Origin of the sequence: Parafrankia irregularis, from assembly GCF_001536285.1 — a bacterium.
GTDB lineage: Bacteria > Actinomycetota > Actinomycetes > Frankiales > Frankiaceae > Parafrankia > Parafrankia irregularis.
This window is the reverse complement of sequence record NZ_FAOZ01000002.1, coordinates 495,225-517,972: the sequence shown is the minus strand read 5'-3', so window position 1 is coordinate 517,972 and position 22,748 is coordinate 495,225. Positions and strand designations below refer to the sequence as shown.

Here is a 22,748-nt window from a genome sequence, read left to right as displayed (position 1 = left end):
GACAGCGCCCGACAAACGTGAGATGGAAAAGGCGTCAGTACTGGTCGAGGTACTGACGGGCGGTGTCGCGCGGGGCGCCGAGGTCGGTCACGCCGCCGGCGTTGACGGCGACGACCCGGTCCGCACCGCGCACCGTTGACGTGCGATGTGCCACCACGAGCACGGCCCGGCCGGCCGTCGCCGCGACAAGAGCCGCCTCCACCAGCCTCTCCGTGCCCGGGTCCAGGCCGGAGGTCGCCTCGTCGAGCACGACGACATCCGCGTCGAGCAGGCAGACCCTGGCCAGCGCGACCAGCTGCCGCTCACCGGCGGACAGCAGCGAGCCGCCCTCCCCCACCGGCGTGGCCAGGCCGTCGGGAAGGCCGGCCAGCCAGTTGCCGGCACCGACCGCCGCCAGCGCCGCGGCCAGCTCGTCGTCGGTCGCACCGGGCCGCACCGCACGCAGGTTGTGCGCGAGGGTGCCGGCGGTGAGCTGGCCGTCCTGGGCGACCATCACGACCCGCGAGCGCAGCGCCGGCCAGGTCGCCTCCCGGACGTCCACCCCGGCGTAGCTGACCCGGCCGGCCGTGGGGTCGAACAGCCGGGCCATCAGCTTCGCGAGGGTCGACTTACCGGCACCGGTCGGCCCGACAAGTGCCACCCGCTCCCCGGGCCGCAGTGTCAGGTCCACCCCCCGCAGGACGTCCGGCTTGCCGTCGCCGTAGCGGAAGCCCACCCCCTCGGCGGTGAGCGGGCCGGTGCGCGCCAGCTCCTGTGAGCCCTCCGGGACGTCCACCGGCTCGTCGAGCAGTGCGTAGATCTTGCGCAGCGCGGCGGCCGCCGACTCCAGCACGGTGACCAGGAAGCTCAGCGACTGCACCGGCTCGAAGGCGAGCAGCAGGTAGAGCACGAACGCGCTGAGGGTGCCGACGGTCACCGCGTCCCGCGCGGCCAGCGCGCCGCCGGCGGCCAGCACCGCGGCGATGCTGCCCACGGTGGCGAACTCCATGGCGGCGAGGTAGAAGGACTGGACGCGCACCGCGGTGACGTTGGCGTCAAGCTGCCTCCGGCTGCGTGCCAGCAACAGCTCGGTCGTGCCGGCCTCCTGGCGGAACGCCCGTACGACCCGCAGGCCGGCGAGCCGCTCGGTCAGCGCGGCCACCGTGTCGGCGACGCGGTCGCGGACCGTGGCGAACGCCGCGCGGGAGGCACGGCGGAACCACACCGTCGCCGCGACCAGCGCGGCCGCGGGCAGCAGGCAGACCAGTGCCAGCTGCCATGACAGGGCCACCAGCACGACGGCCAGGAAGGTGAGCGTGAGCACCGCCTGCGCGAACGGCACGATGCCGAGCTGGACGACGTCCTGCAGTGCGTCGATGTCGGCGGTCAGGCGCGACACCAGCACCCCGGCCGGTGTGCGGTCGAAGTAACGCACCGACATCGCCAGCACATGGTCGGCGGCCCGGCTGCGCAGCTCGCGCACGAACCATTCGCCGATCCAGCCCACCAGCCTGACCTGCACGCGGGTCAGCGTCAGGCCGGCGACCGCCAAGCCCAGGTAGAGCAGGCCGGCGCGGGTGACCACGCCGGTGTCGGGATGGTCGCCGACCAGCCCGTCGTCGACGGCGTAGCGCAGGATCCACGGACCCGCCAGCGACGTGGCCGTGGTCGCGACGAGCAGCAGCGCGGCCAGCGCGACCGCCGCCCAGCGCGGCCGCAGCACCGCCAGGGTCCGCACCGCGAGACCGGCGCCCGCGGTGGACGTCATGGCGTCACCGAGACGGCGCGATCCACGCCGTCAGGGTGCGTGTCCCCAGGGAGCGCGCCGCCGGGGTGCGCGGCCAGCACCCGGCGGTAGCGCGGAGATCGGGTGAGCAGGTCGTCATGGGTACCGAGGTCCGCCACCCGGCCGCCGTCGAGCAGCACGACCTGGTCGGCGAGGGCGATCAATGCGGGCTGGTGTGCGACGAGCAGCGTCGTGCGGCCCTGGATCACCGTCGCCAGGGATGCGACGATCTCGGCTTCCTTCGCCGGGTCCACCGCGCTGGTCGGCGAGTCCAGCAGAAGCACCGGCGGGTCCGCGACCAGCGCGCGAGCCAGTGACAGCCGCTGGCGCTGGCCACCGGACAGGTCGAGACCGCGTTCACCGACGGCCGCGTCGTAGCCGCCGGGACGTCCTGCCACCACATCCTGTGCACCGGCCAGCCGGACGGCGACCCGCAGCCGCGTGTCGTCGGCCTCGGGCGCACCGAAGCGGAGGTTGTCGCGGACCGTCCCGCTGAACAGGAAGGCGTCCTCGAAGCCGACGCCGAGCTGGGCGCGTAGTTCGGCGAGGGGCCACTGCCGGGCATCACGCCCGCCGACGAGGATCCGGCCGGCGTCGACCTCGTAGAACCGCGGCACCAAGGCCCCGAGCGTGGTCTTGCCGCTGCCCGTCGCCCCGACCACGGCGACGCACTCGCCGGCCCGCACCACCAGGTCGAGATCCCGCAGGACGGGACGCCCCGGGCCGTAGCCGAACGTCACGCCCTCGAAGCGGATCTCCAGCCCTCCCGCCACCCGTGCGGTCGAGTGGGTGGGGCCGCCCCCGGCCAGTCTGATCGTCGGCATCGGCATCGGCATCGGCGACGGCGACGGCGACGGCCGCCGCGGCGACGCTTCCTGCCGCTCGTCGAGGACCGCGGCCACCAGGCCGGCCGAGACCACCGCGCGCTTGAGCTGGGACGCGGTCATCCCGGCTATCCGCAGCGGACCGACAATCACCAGCCCGAAGTAGCTGAACTGGACCAGTTCGCCGACCGTCAGGGACCCATGCGCGACCCGCAGCCCGCCGATCCACAGCACGCCGACCAGCCCGAACGCGGGCAGCAGCTCGATCAGGGGCTGATAGGTGGCGCGCACCGTGTTCAGCCGCAGCGCCGCCCGCTGCACCTCACCGGCCCGCTCGTGGATGCGGCGACGTTCGTCGTTCTCGGTGCCCAGGCCCTTCGTGGTCCGCACGCCGGCGATCGATTCGTCCACGGTGCTGGCGAGCCGGCCAAGCCGGGTCTGCAGGTCCAGCGCACGTGGCCCCAGCCGCCGGGTGAACCGGACGGCGACCGCGAACACCGCGACCGCCGGCGCCAGGGCGATCGCCGCCAGCACCGGATCGATCGAGGCCAGCAGGACCGCGGCACCGACGAGCATCACCAGGTTCGAGACCATGATCGCGATATTGATCACGGGCTGCTGAGCCTGCTGCAGGTCGGTCGTCGCCCGGGCGACCAGGACCCCGCCGGGATGCCGATCATGGAAGGCCGCCGGCAGCCGTACCACCTGGGCCAGCAGGCGGTCGCGCAGGTCGGCCTCCACCACGAAGGCCAGGCACTGTCCGTAGTAGCGACGCAGCCCGGCGAAGCCTGCGCCGACCACCGCCAGCCCGCCGAACAGCATCACCCCGAGCCACAGTTGGCTCGTGTCACCACCGAGCACCCCGGCGTCAATGGTCCACGTGACGAGCGGGGGCGCGGCGAGCTTCGTGCCCGTCCAGACCAGGCCGGCACCGATCCCGGCGGCCAGCAGCCGCCGGTGGCGGCCCACCGCCGCGACGATCAGCGGCAGCCCCGGCCCGCCACGCGCCGCCCGCGCGGCCAAGGCTCGTGCGGCCCAAGCTCGTGCGGCCGAAGCTCGCCTGGTCACAGCTCGGTGGTGTCCGGCGTCCCGCCCCCGGCGGATGTGGCGGCGGCAGCCAGCGCGGCCGGTACCGGTGCGACGTCGTCCCGCTGGGCCGCCTCGCCGCGGTCACGCCGGGCCACCTCCGCGCGCACCAGCGGCAGCAGGTGGCGACCGTAGTCGATCGCGTCGTCCAACGGGTCGTAGCCGCGGATCAGCAGCGTCGTGACGCCGATGTCGACGTAGTCGAGCAGGGCCGCGGCCACCGTCTCCGGCGTGCCGACCAGGGCCGTGGAGTTCCCGCCGCCGCCGACCGCGGCGGCCAGTGGCGTCCACAGCGCCCGGTCGTGCAGCTCACCCTTGGCCGCGGCGGCGAGCAGCCGTTGCGAGCCGACGTTCTGGGGCGCGTCGCGGTTGCCGGTGAAGCCGCGGAACTCCTTGAAGTACCGGGCTGCCTTCCCGACGTTCGCCCTGGTCGAGGCAAGGATCTGGTGGGCCCGCTCCCAGGCCAGCTCCTCGGTCGCGCCGAGGATCGGCCGGAACGACACGCTGATGCGAGGCGGCGTGTCGCGGCCGGCGGCAGCGGCGGCGGCGTTGACAGCCGCGATCTGCTGGGCGGTTTCGGCGAGCGGCTCCCCCCACAGCGCGAAGACGTCCGCGTGCCGGCCGCCGACCCGGTAGGCCGCCTCGGACGAGCCGCCGAAGTAGATCGGCGGATGCGGCTGCTGCACCGGAAGCACTCCGGCCAGCTGGTCCTCGAGCTGGTAGTAACGCCCGCGGTGGGAGAAGGGCTCGGTCGCGGTCCAGGTCCGGCGGACGATCTCCAGGTACTCGTCGGTGCGCGCGTAGCGCTCGTCCTTGCTCAGGTAGTCGCCGTCGCGCCGCTGCTCGGCGTCGCTGCCGCCGGTGATGATGTGGATCGCCACCCGGCCGGCGGAGAAGTGGTCGAGCGAGGCGAAGTACCGCGCGGCGACGGTGGGGAACACGACACCGGGCCGATGCGCGACCAGGTAGCCGAGCCGCTCGGTGTGCGCCGCAGCGTAGGCAGCGACCTGCAGGTTGTCGACCGAGCCGCTGCTGTAGCCGATGAGCACGCGGTCGAAGCCGGCGTCCTCGTGGGCGACGGCGAACCGCCGGGTGTAGTCGCGGTCCACGACCGGTCCGGGAGTGAGGCTGCTCGCCTCGGAGCCGGGACGGGTGGCGATCAGGCCGATGAACTCGACCGGCATGGTGGCACCTTTCTCCGCACGGGTGACCGGTTGACTGCGCTGTGATGAAGAAGTGCTGATCGAGGCAACCCCCGCAACCCCCCAACCATCACCCTCTATGTCGATCGACTAAGTGAACTTAATACGGAACGGAACGGGCTTGTCAACACAAGAACAATCAGTTACAGACCTGGTACACCCAGGCAGGCGGTACCGGATGCGCGCCACATCGACCGCGCGACCCGGAAACCCGACAGCCGAGACACCGAAGGCGCGGCAGATGCTCACACCCCGCCACCGGAGCGCGGCCCGCACCATCACCACAGGCGATCGAAAGGTCACCCGAAGGTGGGGCGAGCGCTACTGTTGCCACCCGAAACATGACTCGACGTCGCGCGACAGGGGACGATCAAGGCAGTGACACACGATCGGCAGCTGACCCTTGACGATCAACAAACATGGCGAGATCTCTCCGCCGCGCTGGCAGACAGCTGGCAGGGGCGCACCGTCCTCGCCCAGCTTCGCGACGACCGGGCCGCAGGCACCGAATCACTGCGCGCGATGCTGGCCGAAGGGCCACCACCCGGCTTGTCCAGGCTGGTCGAGCTGTACGGCGTCGATCGACTTGTCGCCTGCGCACACGGGCAGGCCCGCACTCGGCTACCCCGGCGCACGGTGATCGCGGGATGTGTTTTCGTCGCCCTGGTCGTCGCCGCCGTGGTGACGGCCGTCTCGGTCCGCGGCTCGGGCGGAGAGTCACCTCCGCCGGTGAGCCCGACGGCTCGGGAAGCCGCCGCGCTCACCGGACCCGCGACACTCGGCCCGTCGTCGACGTTTCCGGAGCGCACCGGCCCGTTGTCCGGTGACCTCCAGGACAAGGAGCTTCAGGCAGCCCTGGTCCGGCGCCTTGCCGGCGCGCAGTGGGTGCGGTTCACCGAGGAGGGCTTCGCGTACGAGGCACGGGCTGTCATGGTGCATAACCTGACCGACGGGACGGAAAGCACCAGGCCAGGCTTTCACAAACTGGCTTTCCTGATCGAGGTGCATAACCTGCAGCAGGACCGATCAGTACCGATCCCGATCGCGGGCGACTACTTCGGCAGTTTCATAGCCGTCCCGAAGAGTCTCGCCACCGGGGCGGATGGCGACTGCGCGCATCCGTTCACGGACCGGTTCCACACCTCCGCCGCCGAGCTGGTAAACGGAACGGCAGACAAATGCGATATGACACTGCGGCCGTTGACCCATAAGGACAGGTATGAGTTCACCGACCTGAGTTTCGTCGCCGACCAGAACGTCACGTTCGGCATGGTCGCCGAGAGCGACGTGTCCGACCTGGTGCCTGACACCGCGGTCAGCCTTGTTGTCGACAGCGACACGACCGCTGGAAGCACCGACGCTTCCTCCGTGCTCGTCCCCCTCGGATTCGGATGAGGCGGCCGGGGGCGCGGCCAGATCGCCGCACCGGTCAGACGGCGCCGTAGAGGCGGTCGCCGGCGTCGCCGAGGCCGGGCACGATATACGCGACGTCGTTCAGGCTCTCGTCCACCGCGGCCGTGACGACGCGGACGTCGAGACCACTCTTTTCGAGCGCGGTGAGACCTTCGGGCGCGGTGACGGCCGAGACCACCACGATGCCGGTGGCACCCCGAGCCGTGAGCAGCCGCAGCGCGTGCAGCGCCGATCCACCCGTCGCCAGCATCGGGTCGAGCATGAAGACCGGCCGCCCGGCCAGGTCGGCGGGCACCGACTCCAGGTAGACCCTGGGCTCGAACGTCGCCTCGTCCCGGGCGAGCCCGATGAAGGCCGTGCGGGCGTCCGGCATGACCGTGAGCGCGGCCGGCAGCATGCCCAGGCCGGCCCGCAGCACCGGGGCGACCACCGGCTCAGCGGCGAGCACCACACCGGTGGTGGTGGTCAGCGGCGTGGTCACCGAGACGGGCATGGTCGGCAGGCCGCGAGCGGCCTCGTAGACCAGCATCATCGCCAGGTCGTGCAGAGCGGCGCGAAACTGGGGACGCGCCGTCCGCTCGTCGCGCATCACGGTGAGTGCCGCGGCTGCCAGCGGATGGTCGACGACCTGTACCTGCACGGTTGGCTCCTGCCGGGAGACTTTTGGGTCCGGTTTTTCGATGAGCGATGATGCCAGGTATGCCGACGGACCCCACCGTTCCGGATCGTCCCGCGTCGGGCGACGACACCGCCACACCTCCGGCCGCCCTTCGCCGCGCCGACCTGGCGAAGATCATCGATCACACGCTGCTACGCCCGGAGACGACCGGCGAGGAGATCGTCAACCTGTGCACGGACGCGGCGAAGCTCGGTGTCGGCACTGTCTGCGTCGCGCCGACCCACGTGTACCTGGCCGCAGCGAGCGCACGACAGGCGGGCAAGGACGACGAGCCCTCGTTCGCGGTGGCCTCCGTTGTGGGCTTCCCGCACGGCACGGGCCTCACGGTGATCAAGGCCGAGGAGGCCCGCCGCGCGGTCGCCGACGGGGCCACCGAGATCGACATGGTCATCGACATCGCGAACGCCATGGATGAGAACTGGCGCGCCATCGAGACCGAGATCACCGAGGTGCGGCTGTCGGTGCCGCCGCATGTGATCCTCAAGGTGATCCTGGAGACCGCATTGCTGCCCGACGAGTGCATCGCGGCCGCCTGCCGGGCCGCCGAGAGCGGCGGGGCGGAGTACGTGAAGACCTCGACCGGCTTCCACCCCGCCGGCGGCGCGTCGCTGCGCGCAGTCCGGGCGATGGTGGCGGCGGTCGGCGGCCGGCTGGGCGTGAAGGCGTCCGGAGGCATCCGCACCGCGCCACAGGCTCTGGCGTTCCTCGATGCCGGGGCCACCCGCCTCGGGCTCTCGGCGACCAAGGACATTCTGGCCGACATCCCGGTCTGAGCTGACCAGCCGGCTGGCCGGTATCCCGGTATCCCGGTGATCCCGGCGTCAGGCCGGTCTGATCCGGATGCCAGGCCGGCCGGCCGCAACCCCGCCGGCGACAGCCGGCTCGGGCGTTACGCTGGTCCGGAGGTTCACGCCCGCCAGCCATCGCGAGGAGGTGCGCTATCACCGCCGAGATGATCGCCCCTGCCTGGATGCACCAGCAGATCACTGCCGACCAGTACGACGCCTGGTCCCCGGAGCAGTGCGCGGGCATCGAGATCGTGGACGGGATGATCGTCGTGAGCCCCAGCGCGTCCAAACGCCACAATCGGCTGATCAAGATTCTCGCCGTCGCCCTGGAAGCCGCGGCCGGGCCGGGCTGGAACGCCGACTTCGACTTCGACGTCCGGCTCCAGGACGCGCCGCTGACGAACCGGCGCCCCGATGTCACCGTCTACCGCGCCGACACGATCGACATCATGCCGGCCCGCCCCGAGCACATCCTGCTCGTCGTCGAGGTCGTCTCGCCCGGCTCGGAGACGACCGACCGGATCGTCAAGGCCGAGCAGTACGCGAAGGCCGGCATCTCCTACTACTGGCGGGTCGAGCAGCCGCCCGCCGGAGTCCCCGTCGTCTGCACCCACGTCCTCGACCCGGCGAGTCGGACCTACCGCGCCGGTGAGGTCTTCACGGGCGTCATCGACGCCGTCGCACCGTTCCCGGTCAGGGTCGACCTGACCCGGCTCTGACGTCGTCTCCGTGGAGCTGACTACCGGCGGAAAGCCCCGAAGGTCGGGCTCCCACGCCAAGGGCGTTCGGTTGGAGGGCGTTCGCACTCCACGAACGCGCCTGGATCCCTGAGTGCAGGTGGCCCGGTGCGGGAGCGCGGTGGCCCGGTGTGGCGAGTCCGAGGAGTGAAGGACTTTGGTCGTCCTGACGACCAAAGTCCTTCTTTCTTGCGGCCCGCCAAGTGCCTTTTGTTCCTCTTGGGGTGAATTGCTGGTGCTGCGGGGCAGTGCCGGATCCTCGGCGAATGGCGGGTGGCGGGATGGCGGGGTGGCAGAGAGGTGGCCGACACGGACTGGCAGGCCGATGTAGGCGGCCCCGGATCGGCCGCTTCTCGCGGTTCTGCTACCGGCAGCTCGGAAGATCAGAGGATTTTGGTTGTCCCAGCGACCACGATCCTCAGGTCTTCGTTGGAAGCAATGTCAGCCCAAGGGCTCGTAGAACGAACGCCCGTGCGGCTGGCACCGCAGCAGTGCCTGGATGTCGTCGCGCAGCGCCGCGAGTCCGGACTCTGCCCGCCGTCGGGCGGCGGGCAGCCCCATGGCCGCGACGTCCGCCGGGCCCACCACGGTCTGCAGATAGAGCTTGAGCTTGGGTTCCGTCCCGCTCGGGCGGGCGACGACGCGGGCGGCGCCGGCCAGATGAAAGATCAGAACGTCGGCGGCCGGCAGGCTTTCACCGTCCGGCTCGGCACCTCCGGCACCTCCGGCGGACCCGGAACCTCCGGCAGGCCCGGCAGGTCCGGCGAGGAGGTCGCGTACCGCGCTGACCGCCTGGCCGCCCAGGTGCGACGGCGGCGACGCACGCAGGGCGCCCATCACCGCGTCGATCGCGGCGAGGTCGGTGAAGCGGGCGGAGACCTGACCGGTGGCGAAGACGCCCACCTGGCGGCACAGGTCGTCCAGGACGTCAAGCAGCGTCCGGCCGGCGCGCTTCGCGCGGAGCGCGGCGTGTGCCAGGGCGAGGGCGGCGGTGATGCCGTCCTTGTCCCGGACCAGGTCGGGCGCGACGGCGTAGCCCAGGGCCTCCTCGTAGCCGAACACCAGGCGCGGATCCGCCCGCATGATCCACTTGAAGCCGGTCAGTGTCTCCACGCAGGGCACCCCGTACCGGCGCGCCAGCTCCCGCAGCGCCGATGAGCTGACGATGGTGGTGGCCACCGGTCCAGGCCGCTCCCGCAGCACCTGCTCGGCGAGCAGCAGGCCGACCTCGTCGCCGGTGAGGATACGGCGGCCGACCGCGACGGCGCAGCGATCGGCGTCCGGGTCGTTCGCCAGCACCAGGTCGGCTCCCAGACGCTCACCGAGCGTGAGGACCGCGTCCAGGGCGCCGGGCTCCTCCGGATTCGGGAACGGCACCGTCGGGAAGGCCGGATCGGGTTCCCGCTGGTCGGCGACGGCGACGGGGGCAGCCAGACCGGCCCGGCGGAACACCGCGTCGACCACGTCCGCCCCGACCCCGTGCAGCGGCGTGTAGGCGACGCACAGCGGCGGCGGGCCGCCCACCGCATCCGACGCACCGGCGTTCCGGGCCGCACCAGCGCCGTGGGTCGTTCCAGCAGCGCCGGCAGCATCGGCCGGACCGGCCGGGCCGGCAGCAGCACCAGCCGGACCGGCGCCGACCTCGCCGACCGCGGTCACCGCGCCCTCGACGTACGCGGCGACGATCGAGTCGTCCAGGCTGTGCCAGTGGTCGGCGAGAGGGATGTCCACCGCCGGCCCGGCAGCCGCGATCGCGTGTTCGATCTCGGCGTCGGCTGGTGTGACGAGCTGGGCGCCATGCCCGGGGTCCTCGGCGCCGGTTCCCCTGCCGGCAGGTCCCCCGTCGGCGGATCCCCCGCTGCGCGCACCTGCGCCGAAACCGGCCAGATACACCTTGTAGCCGTTGTCGGCGGCCGGATTGTGGCTGGCCGTGATGACGATTCCGGCATCGGCGGCGAGGTGGCGGACCGCGAAGGCCACCACGGGTGTGGGCGTGGGCGCCGACAGCAGCAGCGCCCGCGCCCCGGCACCGGCCAGCACCCGCGCGGCGTCGAGCGCGAACCGGTCGCTCCGCCGGCGCGCGTCGTAGCCGATGACCACCGTCGGGTCCGCCCCGCCGGCCCGGCCGCGCAGCCACTGCGCGAGGCCGGCCGTGGTCCGGCGCACCACGGCGGTGTTCATACCGGCGGGCCCGGGCCGCAGCGGCCCGCGCAGCCCGGCGGTGCCGAAGGCCAGCGGGCCGGCGAAGCAGCCGGCAACCGTTTCGACGTCCCCCGCGGCGATCAGCCGGGCAAGTTCGGCCCGGTCATCCGGGTCCGGGTCGCCGCGCAGCCAGGAGTCGACCTGCGCCGCCAGCGGTCCGGGCAGGCCCGGCGCGTCGGGCGGGCCGGGCACGTCGGGCGGGCCGGGCACGTCGGGCGGGCCGGGTGGTCCGTGCGGCTCGCGGTTCAACGCACTTTCACAACGCCACGGCAGGGGACGTCGCAGCAGCGGGGCGTCACAGCGACGGGACGATCTTCGCGAGGATCGAGCCCATCCGCTCGGCCGCGGCGGCACCCGCGGCAAGCACCTCGGTGTGGCTCAGCGGCGTGCCGGTCATCCCCGCGGCCAGGTTCGACACCAGGGACAGCGCCAGCACCTCCAGCCCGAGGGCACGCGCGGCGATCGTCTCGTGCACCGTGGACATTCCGACAAGGTCGGCACCGAGGCCGCGCAGCATGCGGATCTCCGCCGGTGTCTCGTAGTGGGGGCCGGGCAGCGCGGCGTAGACACCTTCGGCCAGGCCGGGCTCGATGGTGCGCGCGAGTGAGCGCAGCCGCGGCGAATAGGCGTCGGTGAGGTCGGTGAACAGCGGGCCTACCAGCGGGGAGCGGCCGGTCAGGTTGAGATGGTCGGCGATCAGCACCGGCTGGCCGACGTACATGTCCGACCGCAGCCCGCCGGCCGCGTTCGTCAGGATCACGGTGCGGGCACCCGCGGCACACGCGGTGCGGACGGTGTGCACGACCCGGGTGAGGTCATGGCCCTCGTAGGGGTGCACCCGGCCGAGGAAGACCAGCAGCCACTTTCCGCCGACCTGGATGGAGCGGACCTTCGGCGTGTGCCCGGACACCTCCGACACCGGAAAGCCGCCCAGGTCGGAGAAGGGAATGTCGATGACGTCCCCACCGGCGCGCGCCAGGACGTCGGCGGCGGGTCGCCAGCCCGACCCCAGCACGATTGCCACGTCATGCCGATCCACCCCGGTGACACCGGCCAGCCGGGCGGCCGAGGCCTCGGCCTCCGCCCCTGGTTGCCCGCCGATGCTGCCACGTTCCGCCACCAGGCGACTGTACGGGCACGCTCCGACCACACCGGGGTGGCCCACTACACGCCACGACGCGGCGTACGCGGAGCACACTGGAGGGGTGGCGCTCGTGTCCGCTGTTCGCAAGCCCCCGCGGGTCCCTCTGGAAGAGGGCGAGTTCATCGAGGTCGTGCTCCGTGGCCGGATGACCGATCCTGCAGGTGGCGGGCGTGTCGTCGCGAAGGCCGAGCGTTTCATGGGGCATCGGCTCGGAATGTCGCGCTGGATTCTGCTGACGACGCGGCGGCTTCTCGTGGTCGCGCCGTTCCCCCGCGAAGGTGACTGGTTCGACGTCTCGCTCGACCGGCGCGATGTGTCGGCCTCCCGCGGCCTGCGCCACGGCGAGGTGATCGTGGTGGAGCTCACAACGCCCAGCGGGCGTCAGATCCTGCGAATCCCGAACCGGATGCGCGCCGAGGCGGCGCGTTTCATCCGGGCCCTGCGCCGCTGAGGCTGCCGCGCGGCCGATCAACGGGCGTCCTTCCGATAGGGTCGCCGGCAGGCATCACGTATCTCGAGATACAGGATTCCTCTGATTCGTGGTGTCGTGACAGCGGCACCCAATGACAGCGGCACGCAGTGATACAGGACGGATGGCAATGTCGACAGCCTCCAGCACGCCCGGAACGCACAGCACGGCGATGCGTACCCACCTGTGCGGCGATCTGCGGCTGGACAATGCCGGCCAGCGGGTCACGGTGTGCGGGTGGGTCGCCCACCGGCGCCAGCACGGCCAGTCGCTGATGTTCGTCGACCTGCGGGACCATTCCGGGCTGCTGCAGTGCGTCGTCGACGGCTCGGTCGACGCCCGCTCCGAGTACGTCCTGCGGATCACCGGCACCGTCTCCGTCCGGCCCGAGGGCACCGCCAACCCGGGCCTGGCGACGGGTGACGTCGAGCTGACGGACTGTTCGGTCGAGGTGCTCTCCACCGCGACGCCGCCGCCGTTCCCGCTCGACGAGCGGGCCGACTCCGTCGAGGAGGGCACCCGGCTCGCCTACCGCTACCTCGACCTGCGCCGCGAGCGGATGCAGCGCAACCTGCGCACCCGCTCGGCCGTGCTCGGCGCCCTGCGCTCCGCGTTCGCCGACAGCGGTTTCGTCGAGGTGGAGACGCCGCTGCTGATGCCGTCGACGCCGGAGGGCGCCCGCGAGTTCGTGGTTCCGTCCCGGCAGTTCCCGGGCAGCTTCTACGCCCTGCCGCAGTCGCCCCAGCTGTTCAAGCAGCTGCTGATGGTCGGCGGGATGGACCGGTACTTCCAGCTCGCCCGCTGCCTGCGGGACGAGGACCTGCGCGCCGACCGCCAGTACGAGTTCACCCAGCTCGACCTGGAGATGAGCTTCGTCGACGTGGACGATGTCCTGGGTGTGGTCTCCTCGGCCGTGCTGGCCGCGGCCGGGGCCGCCGTCGCGGGCTCCGGGCGGGCGATGCCCCCGATCGAGCGGCTGACCTGGCACGACGCCATGAACCGGTTCGGTGTCGACAAGCCGGACCTGCGTTTCGGGATGGAGCTCGTCGAGCTCACCGCGATCTTCGGGAACAGTGGTTTCAAGGCCTTCGCGGGTGCTCCCGCGATCAAGGGCATCCGGGTGCCCGGTGGGTCGGCCACCCACAACCGCAAGGCGCTCGACACGCTGACCGACCGTGCCAAGAAGCTGGGTGCCAAGGGCCTGGTGTGGATGCGGGTCGCCGCCGCCGGCGCGCTGGAGTCCCCGGTCGCCAAGTTCCTCTCCGCCGAGGAGCTCGCCGCGATCGTCACCGCGACGCAGGCCCAGGAAGGCGACCTGCTCCTGCTCGTCGCGGACGAGTGGGAGACGGCCTGCGAGGTGCTGGGCCAGCTGCGCAACGACCTGGGGCGCCCGCCCGCGGGCGAGGGTGAGCTGCGCTTCGTCTGGGTCGTGGACTTCCCGCTGTTCGTCGGCGTGGACGCCACCACCGGGCGGCCGAAGCCCGGGCATCACCCGTTCACCCGGCCGCATCCCAGCGACGTCGAGAAGATGGAGTCGGATCCGCTGGCCGTCCGCAGCCTTGCCTACGACCTGGTCCTGAACGGGTGGGAGCTGGGTTCGGGGTCGATCCGGATCCACGAGAGCGAGTTGCAGCAGCGGATCTTCGGCCTGCTCGGCATCTCACCCGACGAGGCGCGGCAGCGGTTCGGCTTCTTCCTGACCCCGTTCGGGTACGGCGCGCCGCCGCACGGTGGTTTCGCGTTCGGTATCGACCGCCTCGTCGCGATCCTCGCGGGCGAGGACAACATCCGCGAGGTCATCGCCTTCCCGAAGACCCAGTCCGGGCTGGACCCGATGACGGGCGCGCCGACCACCGTCGACGAGCGGCAGCTACGGGAGCTCGGCATCCGGGTGGTCGTGCCCGCGACCGTGCCGCAGGCCGCGCCCTCGCCGCGCCCCGCCGCGGCCTCCTGACGCTGCCGCGGCCTCCTGACGCTGCCGCGCACCCGCGGGTGCGCGGCAGCCGCGCACCCCTCACCCTTCCCCTCCGCACCCCCTTCGCACCCCCTTTCTTGTCACGGTCGCTCGCCCGCACCACGGCCACGACCTCGGACGTCTCATCATGTCGTGACGCAAAAAAGGCGATGGGTCCGAAATTCCTTCTATGCAAAGCACGAAATGTGACCTTAATATGACTCCGAGTTGGAGCTGATCCGGGAACTGGCGTGCGCACGGTCCGGCGGGGGCCAACAAAGTGGTCCCTTCCGCCGTCGTCGGCGGGGATACGGCCGCGCGGTCTGGGTAACCAGCCCGGAGAGCTCGCTGCCCGAGTTCCGGGTTCGCCCACCGGCGTGCCCGCTCACCCGGAGGAGCCGCGGTGCACATTCCCTTCGTTTCGTCGCCGAGTTCTAGCCTGGGAATCGAGTGGGAGCTGGAACTCGTCGACCTGCAGAGCCGCCATCTGCGTTGCGGCGCGACCGAGATCCTCGAGGACCTGCGCGGGAAGGTCGGCGAGGAAGCGGCGGCGAAGGCCAAGCACGAACTCTTCGAGTCCACGATCGAAGTGATCACCGGGGTGTGCGGATCCGTCCCGGAGGCGCTCGCGGACCTGAGTGGAACCGTCGACCCGCTGCGTGACCTGGCGGAACGGCGCGGCCTCGGCCTGATGTGCTCCGGAACTCATCCCTTCAGCGACTACACGACGCAGCGCATAACCACCGACGACCGCTACAGCCGGCTGGTGGCGCAGATGCAGTGGCTGGCCCGCCGGCTCCTCATCTTCGGGGTGCACGTACACGTGGGTGTCCGCTCGCCGGCGAAGGCGATGCCGATCGTGAACGCCCTGATGTCGTACATTCCGCATTTTCTCGCCCTGTCGGCGTCGTCGCCGTACTGGAAGGGCACGCACACCGGGCTCGCGTCATCACGCTCCCAGATCTTCGAGAGCCTGCCGACCGCCGGGCTGCCGTATCCGCTGCACGACTGGGCCGCCTTCGAGCAGTTCATGGAAACCCTGGTCACGTCCGGGACGATCGAGACGATCCGTGAGGTGTGGTGGGATATCCGCCCACACCCGAACTTCGGCACGGTGGAGCTGCGCATCTGCGACGGCCTGCCGACCCTGATGGAGATCGGGGCGGTCGCGGCCCTGGCCCAGTGCCTCGTCGACCGGATGAACACCCAGCTCGACCGTGGTTACACACTGCCGGCGCCGCACCGCTGGGTGGTTCAGGAGAACAAGTGGCGGGCCGCCCGCTACGGGCTCGACGCTGAGATCGTCGTGGATGACCACGGCGGGGTCCGCCCGGTGCGCACCGAGATCGAGGACCTCGTCGACGACCTTCTCCCGGTCGCCCGCCGGCTCGGCTGCGCCGAGGAGCTCGGCAGCGTCCACCGAATCCTGGCGGATGGTGCCAGCCACGCCCGGCAGGAGACCGCGGCCCGGCGGGCCGGCGGAGACCTTACCGCCGTGGTCGATACGCTGCTCGCCGAGATGAACATGGGGCGGCCAGTGACCCCCGGGTAGCTGGCCGACGAATTCGGCGGAGGGCCTGGGCCCGGTAGATGACATCGGACATGACACACAGGACCGCCGCGGCGATGGCGCCCGCCGCGGCGGTCTGGCTGGCGGAGCACGAGAACGACCTGATCCAGCTGCGCCGTGATCTGCACGCACACCCCGAGCTCGGCCGGCAGGAGCACCGCACGACCCGCGTTGTCGAGGAACGCCTGCTCGCCGCCGGGCTGAGCCCGCAGCGCTTCCCCGACGTGCCAGGCCTGTGGTGCGACATCGGCCCGGGGGTGGACGCCGACGCCCCGGTCGTGATGCTGCGGGCCGACCTGGACGCGCTGCCCCTGCCCGACGTCAAGGACGTCCCGTACCGGTCGACGGTGCCCGGCATCGCGCACGCGTGCGGCCACGACGTCCACACGACGGTCACCCTCGGCGCCGGCCTCGCCCTCGCCGCCTACGCCCGGGCGCACCCGCTGCCCGGCACCGTCCGCCTGCTGTTCCAGCCGGCGGAGGAGACCATGCCCGGGGGCGCGCTGGACGTGATCGACGCCGGCGCCCTCAAGCCGGTGACCGCCGCGATCACGATGCACTGCGACCCGGCGCTCGACGCGGGGATGATCGGGCTGCGCTCCGGCCCGATCACCTCGGCCGCGGACGCGGTGGAGATCACGCTGGCCGGGCCGGGCGGCCACACGTCACGCCCGCAGAACACGGTGGATCTGGTCTACACGCTGGCCCGGCTCGCCGTCGACCTGCCCGCCGCGCTCTCCCGGCGGGTCGATCCCCGCTCAGCGCTGTCGCTGGTCTGGGGCCTGGTGCAGGCCGGCACGGTCACCAACGCCATCCCGCGCACCGGCAAGCTGCGGGGGACGATCCGCACGCTGTCCCGCGAGACCTGGGAGGAGACCCCGGAGCTGCTCGAGCGGCTCGCCGAGCAGATCGTCGCGCCGTACGGGGCGCAGATCGCCATCGACTACGTCCGTGGCGTTCCCCCGGTGGTCAACAACGCCGCCGTCGTCGACGCGTTCGGCGCGGTCGTCGACGCGGTGTTCGGGCACGAGGCGGCGACGTCGGTCGCCCAGTCGCTGGGCGGTGAGGACTTCGGCTGGTATCTCACCCATGTGCCCGGTGCCCTCGCCCGGCTCGGCACCCGCACCCCCGGTGGCCCCACCTACGACCTGCACCAGGGCAGCTTCGACGTGGACGAACAGGCCATCGGCGTCGGTGTGCGATTTCTCTCCACCGCGGCGTGCGAGCTGCTCGACCGCTACACCGACCCGGCGAGCATGGAGGAACCCCTCACCTGAGCGGCTCCCGGGCCCGCCACGACGGGCCCGGGCCGGCGCCGGTAGCCCGCTGGTGCCGGCCACCGGTCAGCGGCTGGCTCCAGCGCCGGTGGACGGCCGGTGCCAGTCCGCGGCTGGCACCGGTGCCGCGCCGGCGGGCGGCTGGTGCCGGTGGCCGCCGTGGGTCATGCGATCGGGCGGCTCCGCAGCTCGGAGACGTATTCGGACGGCGCGCCCGCCTTCTCCGCGGCATCGGCGATCTTGTCGACGTGGTTGCGTGACGGCAGCCCGCCCTCGTAGGCGTTCAGGACGTACGTCCAGGCCAGGCTCTCACCGTCCAGAGTGGACACCCGTACCCGGATCCGGGTGTAGAGGCCGGTGTCCGCCCCCTCCCAGACATCGAGACGCTCCAGATCGTAACGATCGAGGTCGTAGAGGAGCACGTACACGTGGGAGCCCGGCGCCTCGACGATGGTCGAGAGCGCGCCATCCCAACCGACGTTCTCACCGCCGAAGGTCAGGCGCCAACCCCTGATCCACCCGGTACCGATCACCGGGGAGTGCGGCGCACGTTCCTTCATGTGCGTCGGATCGAGGTTGCTCGCGTAGGCGGCGTACTTCGTCATCGTCGGGGTCTTCCGATCTCCCCGCCAGGTGTGTTGACGCGGGGTGCTGCCACGCCGGGAGTGGCCGCCGGCGTCACGGGGGTGGGTCACGGGATGAACCGACGTCACATCAGGTCGTCCGACGTCGGTGGAGATACTACGGAGCCGACCGAACCGGAACGAGAGGGACGTCGGAAGAGGGGCAAACTAGAGGGGTACCGCGAGCTCAGGGAGGACCTCACGTGACGCGAATCGTCATCCTCGGCGGCGGGCCGGGGGGCTACGAGGCAGCCCTGGTCGCCGCGTCGCTAGGCGCCACGGTGACCGTGATCGACTCCGACGGCATCGGCGGCGCCTGCGTCCTGACCGACTGCGTTCCGTCCAAGGCTCTCATCGCGACCTCGGAGACGATGACGAACTTCGCGATGGCACCGGCGCTCGGGGTCCGTCCGCATGCCGACCCCGGTGCCGAGGTCGGCAGCTGGGAGCTGACCGAGCCGCCGCACCTCACCCCGCCCGACGTGGTGTCGGTGGATCCCGAGCAGGTCAACGAGCGGGTGCGGGCGCTGGCCCTGGCGCAGTCCGCCGACATCCGCCACCACCTCGAGCGCGAGCACGTCCACGTGGTGCACAGCACCGGGCGGCTGGTCGGCCCGCACGCCGTCGAGACCGCGGACGGTGAGACCTTCGTCGGCGACGTCGTGCTGGTCGCGACCGGTGCCTCACCCCGCGAGGTCCCCGGCTGCGAGCCGGACGGCGAACGCATCCTCACCTGGCGTCACCTGTACGACCTGAAGGAGATCCCGGAGCACCTGGTGGTCGTGGGCTCCGGGGTGACCGGCGCCGAGTTCGCGAGCGCCTACCGTGCGCTGGGCGCGGAGGTGACCCTGGTGTCCTCCCGCGAGCGGGTGCTGCCCGGTGAGGACTCCGACGCCGCCCGCGTGATCGAGGACGTCTTCGTCCGTCGTGGCATCCAGGTGCTCAACCGCTCCCGCGCCGCGTCCGTGCGGCGGATCGGTGACGGTGTGCTCGTGGAGCTGACCGACGGCAGGGCCGTGACCGGCAGCCACGCCCTGATGGCGGTGGGCTCGGTCCCACGGACGAAGAGCCTCGGGCTCACCGAGGTCGGCGTGCGCCTCGGCTCGGGTGGCCACATCGTGGTCGACCGCATGTCACGGACGTCGGTTCCCGGCGTGTACGCGGCCGGTGACTGCACCGGGGTGCTCCCGCTGGCCTCGGTGGCGGCCATGCAGGGGCGCATCGCGATGTGGCACGCGCTGGGCGAGGCGGTCACCCCGCTGCGGCTGGGCACCGTCTCCTCGAACATCTTCACCGAGCCCGAGATCGCCACGGTGGGCGTGACGCAGCGGATGAAGGACTCCGGCGCGATCGCCGCCGAGGTCACCACGGTGCCACTGGCCCGCAATCCCCGAGCGAAGATGATGGGGATATCGGATGGTTTCGTGAAGTTGTTCTGTCGGCCCGGAAGTGGCAGCGTGCTCGGTGGCGTCATCGTCGCTCCGCGTGCAAGTGAACTAATCCTCTCAATTTCCATCGCGGTGGAGAACGGTCTCACCGTGGACCAGATCGCACACACCTTCTCGATCTATCCCTCCTTGTCCGGTTCCATCACCGAAGCGGCCCGGGTCCTGCGGCCTCGCGACCTGTTCGCCGGGTTCGACACCCCCGCCTGAACAGGCCTGCCACTCCGGCGCAGGCCGGATAATGGGCGCATGAAAGGCGTCTTCGTCGGCCTGACGACGCTTGATTCGGTCTACCTCGTCGACCAGCTGCCAGGCGCCGACGAGAAGTGCGTGGCCCGGGATTTCGCCATGAATGCCGGCGGTCCCGCGACGAACGCGGCGGTGACGTTCGCGTACCTCGGCGGGCGCCCCTGCCTGGTGAGCGCGATCGGCACCTCCCCCGCGGCCGCGCTGGTGCACGCGGATCTCGCCCGCCACCGGATCCGCCACCTCGAGCTGGTGCCCGAGCAGACCGCCGGCGACCCGGCCGGCGGGGCGGGCGGAGCGGGCCAGCACCTGGGCCAGGTCGGAGCCCCGCATCTGCCGCCTGGAACCCGTGCGAGCGGCATCCGGGCCAAGTACGGCCCGCCCGCCACCACCGGAGCCGTCATGCGCGCCAAGGTCACCGGAACCGGTCATCCCGGTGCTGTCGAGAACGGCGGCCTGGTCGTCCCAGGCCAGGCCGGCTCCTTCGGGCGCGGTCGCGCCGCCGCTGCGAACACCGCCGTGACCGGCGACGGCGGCGTGGCCGGGACCGTCGGCAACGGCCCGGCCAGCCCGGGAAGCTCGTTCGCCCTGCCGATGTCGGCGGTCATGGTCACCTCCGTGACCGGCGAGCGCGCGGTGGCCTCGACGCACGGGATGGTGCCGCGGTGCACGGCGAACACCGCCGCCGCGGCCGCCGTCGCCGACGCCGACGTCGTGCTCGTCGACGGCCACCAGGTGGACGCCGCGATCGGCCTGCTCCGGTCGCTACGGCGCGGCGGGCCGCCGGTCCTGCTTGACGGCGGAAGCTGGAAGCCGGGCACCGAGCGGATCCTGCCGCTGGTCGACGTGGTGATCTGCTCCACCGCGTTCCGACCGCCCGGCTTCGACCCCGGCGCGGACATCCTGGACCTGCTGTTGCACTACGGCCCCTTCTTCGTCGCCGTCACGGACGGGCCGGGCCCGATTCGCTGGGCGACGAAGGACCGGCGCGGCTACGTGCTGCCACCCGTCGTCACCGCCCGCGACACTCTGGGCGCGGGCGACATCTTCCACGGCGCCTTCGCCTGGATGGTGGCCCACGGCGCGATCGCGACCGACGAGCTGGTCTCCTCGCTCGGCGAGGCCTCCCGGGTCGCGGCCCGCTCCGTGCAGACCTTCGGCCCGCGGAGCTGGATGACCTGACGCCCGCCCGACGACTGCCCCCGCCCGACGACTGCCGCCGAGCAGGAGTTGACGATCCTGGTCGTCAGGACAGCCAAAATCCCGTGATCTTCAAGCGGTGCCGGCCTCAGCCCGTCACACCGCGCGCCACGCAGCCGTCGAGGTGGTCGTCCACCAGCCCGCAGGCCTGCATCAGCGCGTACGCGGTGGTCGGGCCGAGGAAGACGAAGCCCCGCCCGCGCAATGCCTTGGCCAGGGCCTTCGACTCGGCGGTCACCGCGGGGACGTCGGCGAGCGTCAGCGGAGCCGCGCCCGGCGACGGCGGCGCGAAGGACCACACGATGTCCTCCAGCGGTTCGTCCAGGGCGAGCACGGCGCGGGCGTTCATGATCGTCGCCTCGATCTTGCGACGGTTCCGGACGATGCCGGCGTCCACGAGCAGCTCCGTGACCCGCTGGTCGTCGAACGCCGCGACGGTCGCTGGGTCGAACCCGGCGAAGGCCGCCCGGAACGCCGGCCGCTTGCGCAGGATCGTCAGCCAGGACAGCCCGGACTGGAACGCCTCCAGCGTGATCCGCTCGAACAGGCCGACGGTGTCCCGGACCGGCCGGCCCCATTCCGTGTCGTGGTAGTCGATGTACAGCGGCGTCGACAGCGCCCACGGGCAGCGCAGCGCGCCGTCCGGGCCCGCGACGGCACCACGGACCGGGTCATCAGCCATAGCCGCCACCATCTCACGCCCGGCCGGACATCCAGGTCACGCCGGTCAGGCACCCAGGTCACACCGGCCGGGCGCCGCTGCCCGCCCGGTCAGGCTCCGGGTGCGCCCGGCGGGGTCAGCGCGTCGAAACCGGGCTTGATGACGTCGTTGATCAACATGAGGCGCTGGTCGAACGGCAGGAACGCCGACTTCATCGCGTTGATGGTCAGCCAGCTGATGTCCGGCCAGCCATACCCGAACGTCTCGACCAGGGCGGCGAACTCGCTGGACAGGGTGACACCGCTCATCAGCCGGTTGTCGGTGTTCACCGTCACCCGGAACCGCAGGTCGCGCAGCAGGCCGATCGGGTGGCGGTCCAGGCTCGGCGCCGCCCCCGTGTGCACGTTCGACGATGGGCACATCTCGAGCGGAACACGGACGTCCCGCACGAAGCTGGCCAGATCGCCCAGCGTCGCGTTGCCGTCGGGGTCGACCGTGATGTCGTCGACGATGCGCACGCCGTGCCCGAGCCGGTCGGCGTTGCACCACTGCAGCGCCTCCCAGATGGACGGGAGCCCGAAGGCCTCCCCGGCGTGGATCGTGAAGTGGCCGTTCGCGCGCTGCATGTACTGGAAGGCGTCGAGGTGCCGGGTCGGCGGGTTGCCCGCCTCCGCTCCGGCGATGTCGAAGCCGACCACGCCGGCCTCCCGCCAGCGCACGGCCAGCTCCGCGATCTCCAGCGAACGGGCCTGGTGACGCATCGCGGTCAGCAGTGCCCGGATGTGCAGACCGGTTCCGGCGGACCCGGCGCGGAAACCGTCCAGCACGGCTTCGACGACGTCGTCGAGCGAGAGGCCCTGCCCGACGTGCAGCTCGGGGGCGAACCGGACCTCGGCGTAGACGACACCGTCGGCGGCCAGGTCCTCGGCGCACTCACGCGCGACCCGGGCCAGCGCGTCCGCCGTCTGCATGACGCCCACCGTGTGGCTGAACGTCTCCAGGTAGCGCACCAGGGACCCGGTGTGGGCGCCGCCGCGGAACCAGGTCCGGAGCTTGTCGACGTCCGTGGTCGGCAGGCCGCCGTAGCCCGTGGCGTCCGCCAGCTCGACGATGCTCTCGGGCCGCAGCCCGCCATCCAGATGATCGTGGAGCAGGACCTTCGGCGCCCGCCGGATCTCGGATTCGGTGATCACACCCACCACCTCGCCCCCACCCGCCGGCCTCATCCGCCGGACCTGGCCTTCGGACCCGGTCTGCCGGTTCGCCGCCAGGCCCGCGAGTCCCTTGTCGCCACGTTAGTCCGCACCGCGCGGCCGGCCGTCGTGGCGGCCTCGGCGAGTCCCGGCCGGCGCGGCGGCGACACCGCAGGCCGCCGGCCAGCGGGCTCGCGAGGCCGCCTGCCAACCGGTCGGTCCGCCAACCGGTCAACCGGTCAGCCCGTCGCCGGGTCAGCCGGTCGCCGG

General features: G+C 71.8%; 18 protein-coding genes. 9 read left to right on the top strand and 9 right to left on the bottom strand.

What is annotated here, in order from left to right; genetic code table 11:
• Window positions 1-34: 34 nt before the first annotated feature.
• Genes AWX74_RS04800 through AWX74_RS04790 form a run of 3 tightly spaced genes read right to left on the bottom strand, consistent with a single transcriptional unit; the run spans window position 35 to window position 4,859 of the window.
• A complete protein-coding gene (locus AWX74_RS04800; RefSeq protein ID WP_091271878.1) occupies window positions 35-1,747 on the bottom strand; it encodes an ABC transporter ATP-binding protein in 1,713 nt (570 codons plus the stop codon).
• Window positions 1,744-3,612: an ABC transporter ATP-binding protein gene (locus AWX74_RS04795; protein WP_226931045.1), complete on the bottom strand. Its 1,869-nt coding sequence runs from the start codon at window positions 3,610-3,612 to the stop codon at window positions 1,744-1,746. Before AWX74_RS04795 ends, AWX74_RS04800 begins: the two co-directional genes overlap by 4 nt.
• A gap of 41 nt (window positions 3,613-3,653) precedes the next feature.
• On the bottom strand, window positions 3,654-4,859 hold the full coding sequence (locus AWX74_RS04790) for an LLM class flavin-dependent oxidoreductase (protein WP_091271874.1): 1,206 nt from the start codon (window positions 4,857-4,859) through the stop codon (window positions 3,654-3,656).
• A gap of 396 nt (window positions 4,860-5,255) precedes the next feature.
• On the opposite strand from AWX74_RS04790, the gene AWX74_RS04785 reads away from it, so the two are divergent.
• Window positions 5,256-6,272: a hypothetical protein gene (locus AWX74_RS04785; RefSeq protein ID WP_091271872.1), complete on the top strand. Its 1,017-nt coding sequence runs from the start codon at window positions 5,256-5,258 to the stop codon at window positions 6,270-6,272.
• A 34-nt stretch (window positions 6,273-6,306) separates the two neighbouring features.
• Here the strand turns inward: AWX74_RS04785 and upp are convergent, their stop codons facing one another.
• Complete coding sequence (gene upp, locus AWX74_RS04780; protein ID WP_091271870.1) at window positions 6,307-6,930, bottom strand: uracil phosphoribosyltransferase; 624 nt, start codon at window positions 6,928-6,930, stop codon at window positions 6,307-6,309.
• A 50-nt stretch (window positions 6,931-6,980) separates the two neighbouring features.
• Here upp and deoC point away from each other — a divergent pair, with 50 nt between their 5' ends.
• Together deoC and AWX74_RS04770 are read left to right on the top strand one after the other, a co-directional pair.
• Window positions 6,981-7,742: a deoxyribose-phosphate aldolase gene (deoC, locus tag AWX74_RS04775; RefSeq protein ID WP_091272121.1), complete on the top strand. Its 762-nt coding sequence runs from the start codon at window positions 6,981-6,983 to the stop codon at window positions 7,740-7,742.
• A 179-nt stretch (window positions 7,743-7,921) separates the two neighbouring features.
• Complete coding sequence (locus AWX74_RS04770; protein WP_091271868.1) at window positions 7,922-8,476, top strand: Uma2 family endonuclease; 555 nt, start codon at window positions 7,922-7,924, stop codon at window positions 8,474-8,476.
• 459 nt (window positions 8,477-8,935) lie between these two features.
• On the opposite strand, the gene AWX74_RS04765 is transcribed toward AWX74_RS04770, so the two are convergent.
• Both AWX74_RS04765 and AWX74_RS04760 read right to left on the bottom strand, forming a co-directional pair.
• A complete protein-coding gene (locus tag AWX74_RS04765; RefSeq protein ID WP_242666081.1) occupies window positions 8,936-10,888 on the bottom strand; it encodes a phospho-sugar mutase in 1,953 nt (650 codons plus the stop codon).
• A 103-nt stretch (window positions 10,889-10,991) separates the two neighbouring features.
• Window positions 10,992-11,816: a purine-nucleoside phosphorylase gene (locus tag AWX74_RS04760; RefSeq protein WP_242666069.1), complete on the bottom strand. Its 825-nt coding sequence runs from the start codon at window positions 11,814-11,816 to the stop codon at window positions 10,992-10,994.
• A gap of 94 nt (window positions 11,817-11,910) precedes the next feature.
• Here AWX74_RS04760 and AWX74_RS04755 point away from each other — a divergent pair, with 94 nt between their 5' ends.
• From AWX74_RS04755 to AWX74_RS04740, 4 genes are all read left to right on the top strand, one after another.
• Window positions 11,911-12,291: a hypothetical protein gene (locus AWX74_RS04755; RefSeq protein WP_006543018.1), complete on the top strand. Its 381-nt coding sequence runs from the start codon at window positions 11,911-11,913 to the stop codon at window positions 12,289-12,291.
• 148 nt (window positions 12,292-12,439) lie between these two features.
• Window positions 12,440-14,263, top strand: coding sequence for an aspartate--tRNA ligase (gene aspS / locus AWX74_RS04750; RefSeq protein WP_091271866.1), 1,824 nt, complete (start codon window positions 12,440-12,442; stop codon window positions 14,261-14,263).
• 403 nt (window positions 14,264-14,666) lie between these two features.
• On the top strand, window positions 14,667-15,815 hold the full coding sequence (locus tag AWX74_RS04745) for a glutamate--cysteine ligase (RefSeq protein WP_091271863.1): 1,149 nt from the start codon (window positions 14,667-14,669) through the stop codon (window positions 15,813-15,815).
• 74 nt (window positions 15,816-15,889) lie between these two features.
• A complete protein-coding gene (locus AWX74_RS04740; protein WP_091272114.1) occupies window positions 15,890-17,110 on the top strand; it encodes an amidohydrolase in 1,221 nt (406 codons plus the stop codon).
• 164 nt (window positions 17,111-17,274) lie between these two features.
• Here the strand turns inward: AWX74_RS04740 and AWX74_RS04735 are convergent, their stop codons facing one another.
• Window positions 17,275-17,715, bottom strand: coding sequence for a gamma-glutamylcyclotransferase family protein (locus tag AWX74_RS04735; protein WP_054570530.1), 441 nt, complete (start codon window positions 17,713-17,715; stop codon window positions 17,275-17,277).
• 221 nt (window positions 17,716-17,936) lie between these two features.
• On the opposite strand from AWX74_RS04735, the gene AWX74_RS04730 reads away from it, so the two are divergent.
• The gene (locus AWX74_RS04730; RefSeq protein WP_054570529.1) at window positions 17,937-19,388 is read left to right on the top strand and encodes an NAD(P)H-quinone dehydrogenase; all 1,452 of its coding nucleotides are present in this window, start codon (window positions 17,937-17,939) and stop codon (window positions 19,386-19,388) included.
• A 39-nt stretch (window positions 19,389-19,427) separates the two neighbouring features.
• On the top strand, window positions 19,428-20,606 hold the full coding sequence (locus tag AWX74_RS04725; protein WP_091271861.1) for a PfkB family carbohydrate kinase: 1,179 nt from the start codon (window positions 19,428-19,430) through the stop codon (window positions 20,604-20,606).
• Between the two features lie 106 nt (window positions 20,607-20,712).
• Here the strand turns inward: AWX74_RS04725 and AWX74_RS04720 are convergent, their stop codons facing one another.
• Window positions 20,713-21,306, bottom strand: coding sequence for a DNA-3-methyladenine glycosylase I (locus tag AWX74_RS04720; RefSeq protein ID WP_091271859.1), 594 nt, complete (start codon window positions 21,304-21,306; stop codon window positions 20,713-20,715).
• An 89-nt stretch (window positions 21,307-21,395) separates the two neighbouring features.
• Window positions 21,396-22,511 (bottom strand): adenosine deaminase, encoded by a 1,116-nt coding sequence (locus AWX74_RS04715; RefSeq protein WP_091271855.1) that lies wholly within the window; start codon window positions 22,509-22,511, stop codon window positions 21,396-21,398.
• Window positions 22,512-22,748: the final 237 nt, after the last annotated feature.

What these genes read in the sequence shown, in the direction of transcription:
- AWX74_RS04800 (WP_091271878.1), bottom strand. Translation starts at nt 1,747, where the DNA reads ATGACGTCCACCGCGGGCGCCGGTCTCGCGGTGCGGACCCTGGCGGTG.
- AWX74_RS04790 (WP_091271874.1), bottom strand. Translation starts at nt 4,859, where the DNA reads ATGCCGGTCGAGTTCATCGGCCTGATCGCCACCCGTCCCGGCTCCGAG.
- deoC (WP_091272121.1), top strand. Translation starts at nt 6,981, where the DNA reads ATGCCAGGTATGCCGACGGACCCCACCGTTCCGGATCGTCCCGCGTCG.
- AWX74_RS04770 (WP_091271868.1), top strand. Translation starts at nt 7,922, where the DNA reads ATGATCGCCCCTGCCTGGATGCACCAGCAGATCACTGCCGACCAGTAC.
- aspS (WP_091271866.1), top strand. Translation starts at nt 12,440, where the DNA reads ATGTCGACAGCCTCCAGCACGCCCGGAACGCACAGCACGGCGATGCGT.
- AWX74_RS04740 (WP_091272114.1), top strand. Translation starts at nt 15,890, where the DNA reads ATGGCGCCCGCCGCGGCGGTCTGGCTGGCGGAGCACGAGAACGACCTG.
- AWX74_RS04735 (WP_054570530.1), bottom strand. Translation starts at nt 17,715, where the DNA reads ATGACGAAGTACGCCGCCTACGCGAGCAACCTCGATCCGACGCACATG.
- AWX74_RS04725 (WP_091271861.1), top strand. Translation starts at nt 19,428, where the DNA reads ATGAAAGGCGTCTTCGTCGGCCTGACGACGCTTGATTCGGTCTACCTC.
- AWX74_RS04720 (WP_091271859.1), bottom strand. Translation starts at nt 21,306, where the DNA reads ATGGCTGATGACCCGGTCCGTGGTGCCGTCGCGGGCCCGGACGGCGCG.
- AWX74_RS04715 (WP_091271855.1), bottom strand. Translation starts at nt 22,511, where the DNA reads ATGAGGCCGGCGGGTGGGGGCGAGGTGGTGGGTGTGATCACCGAATCC.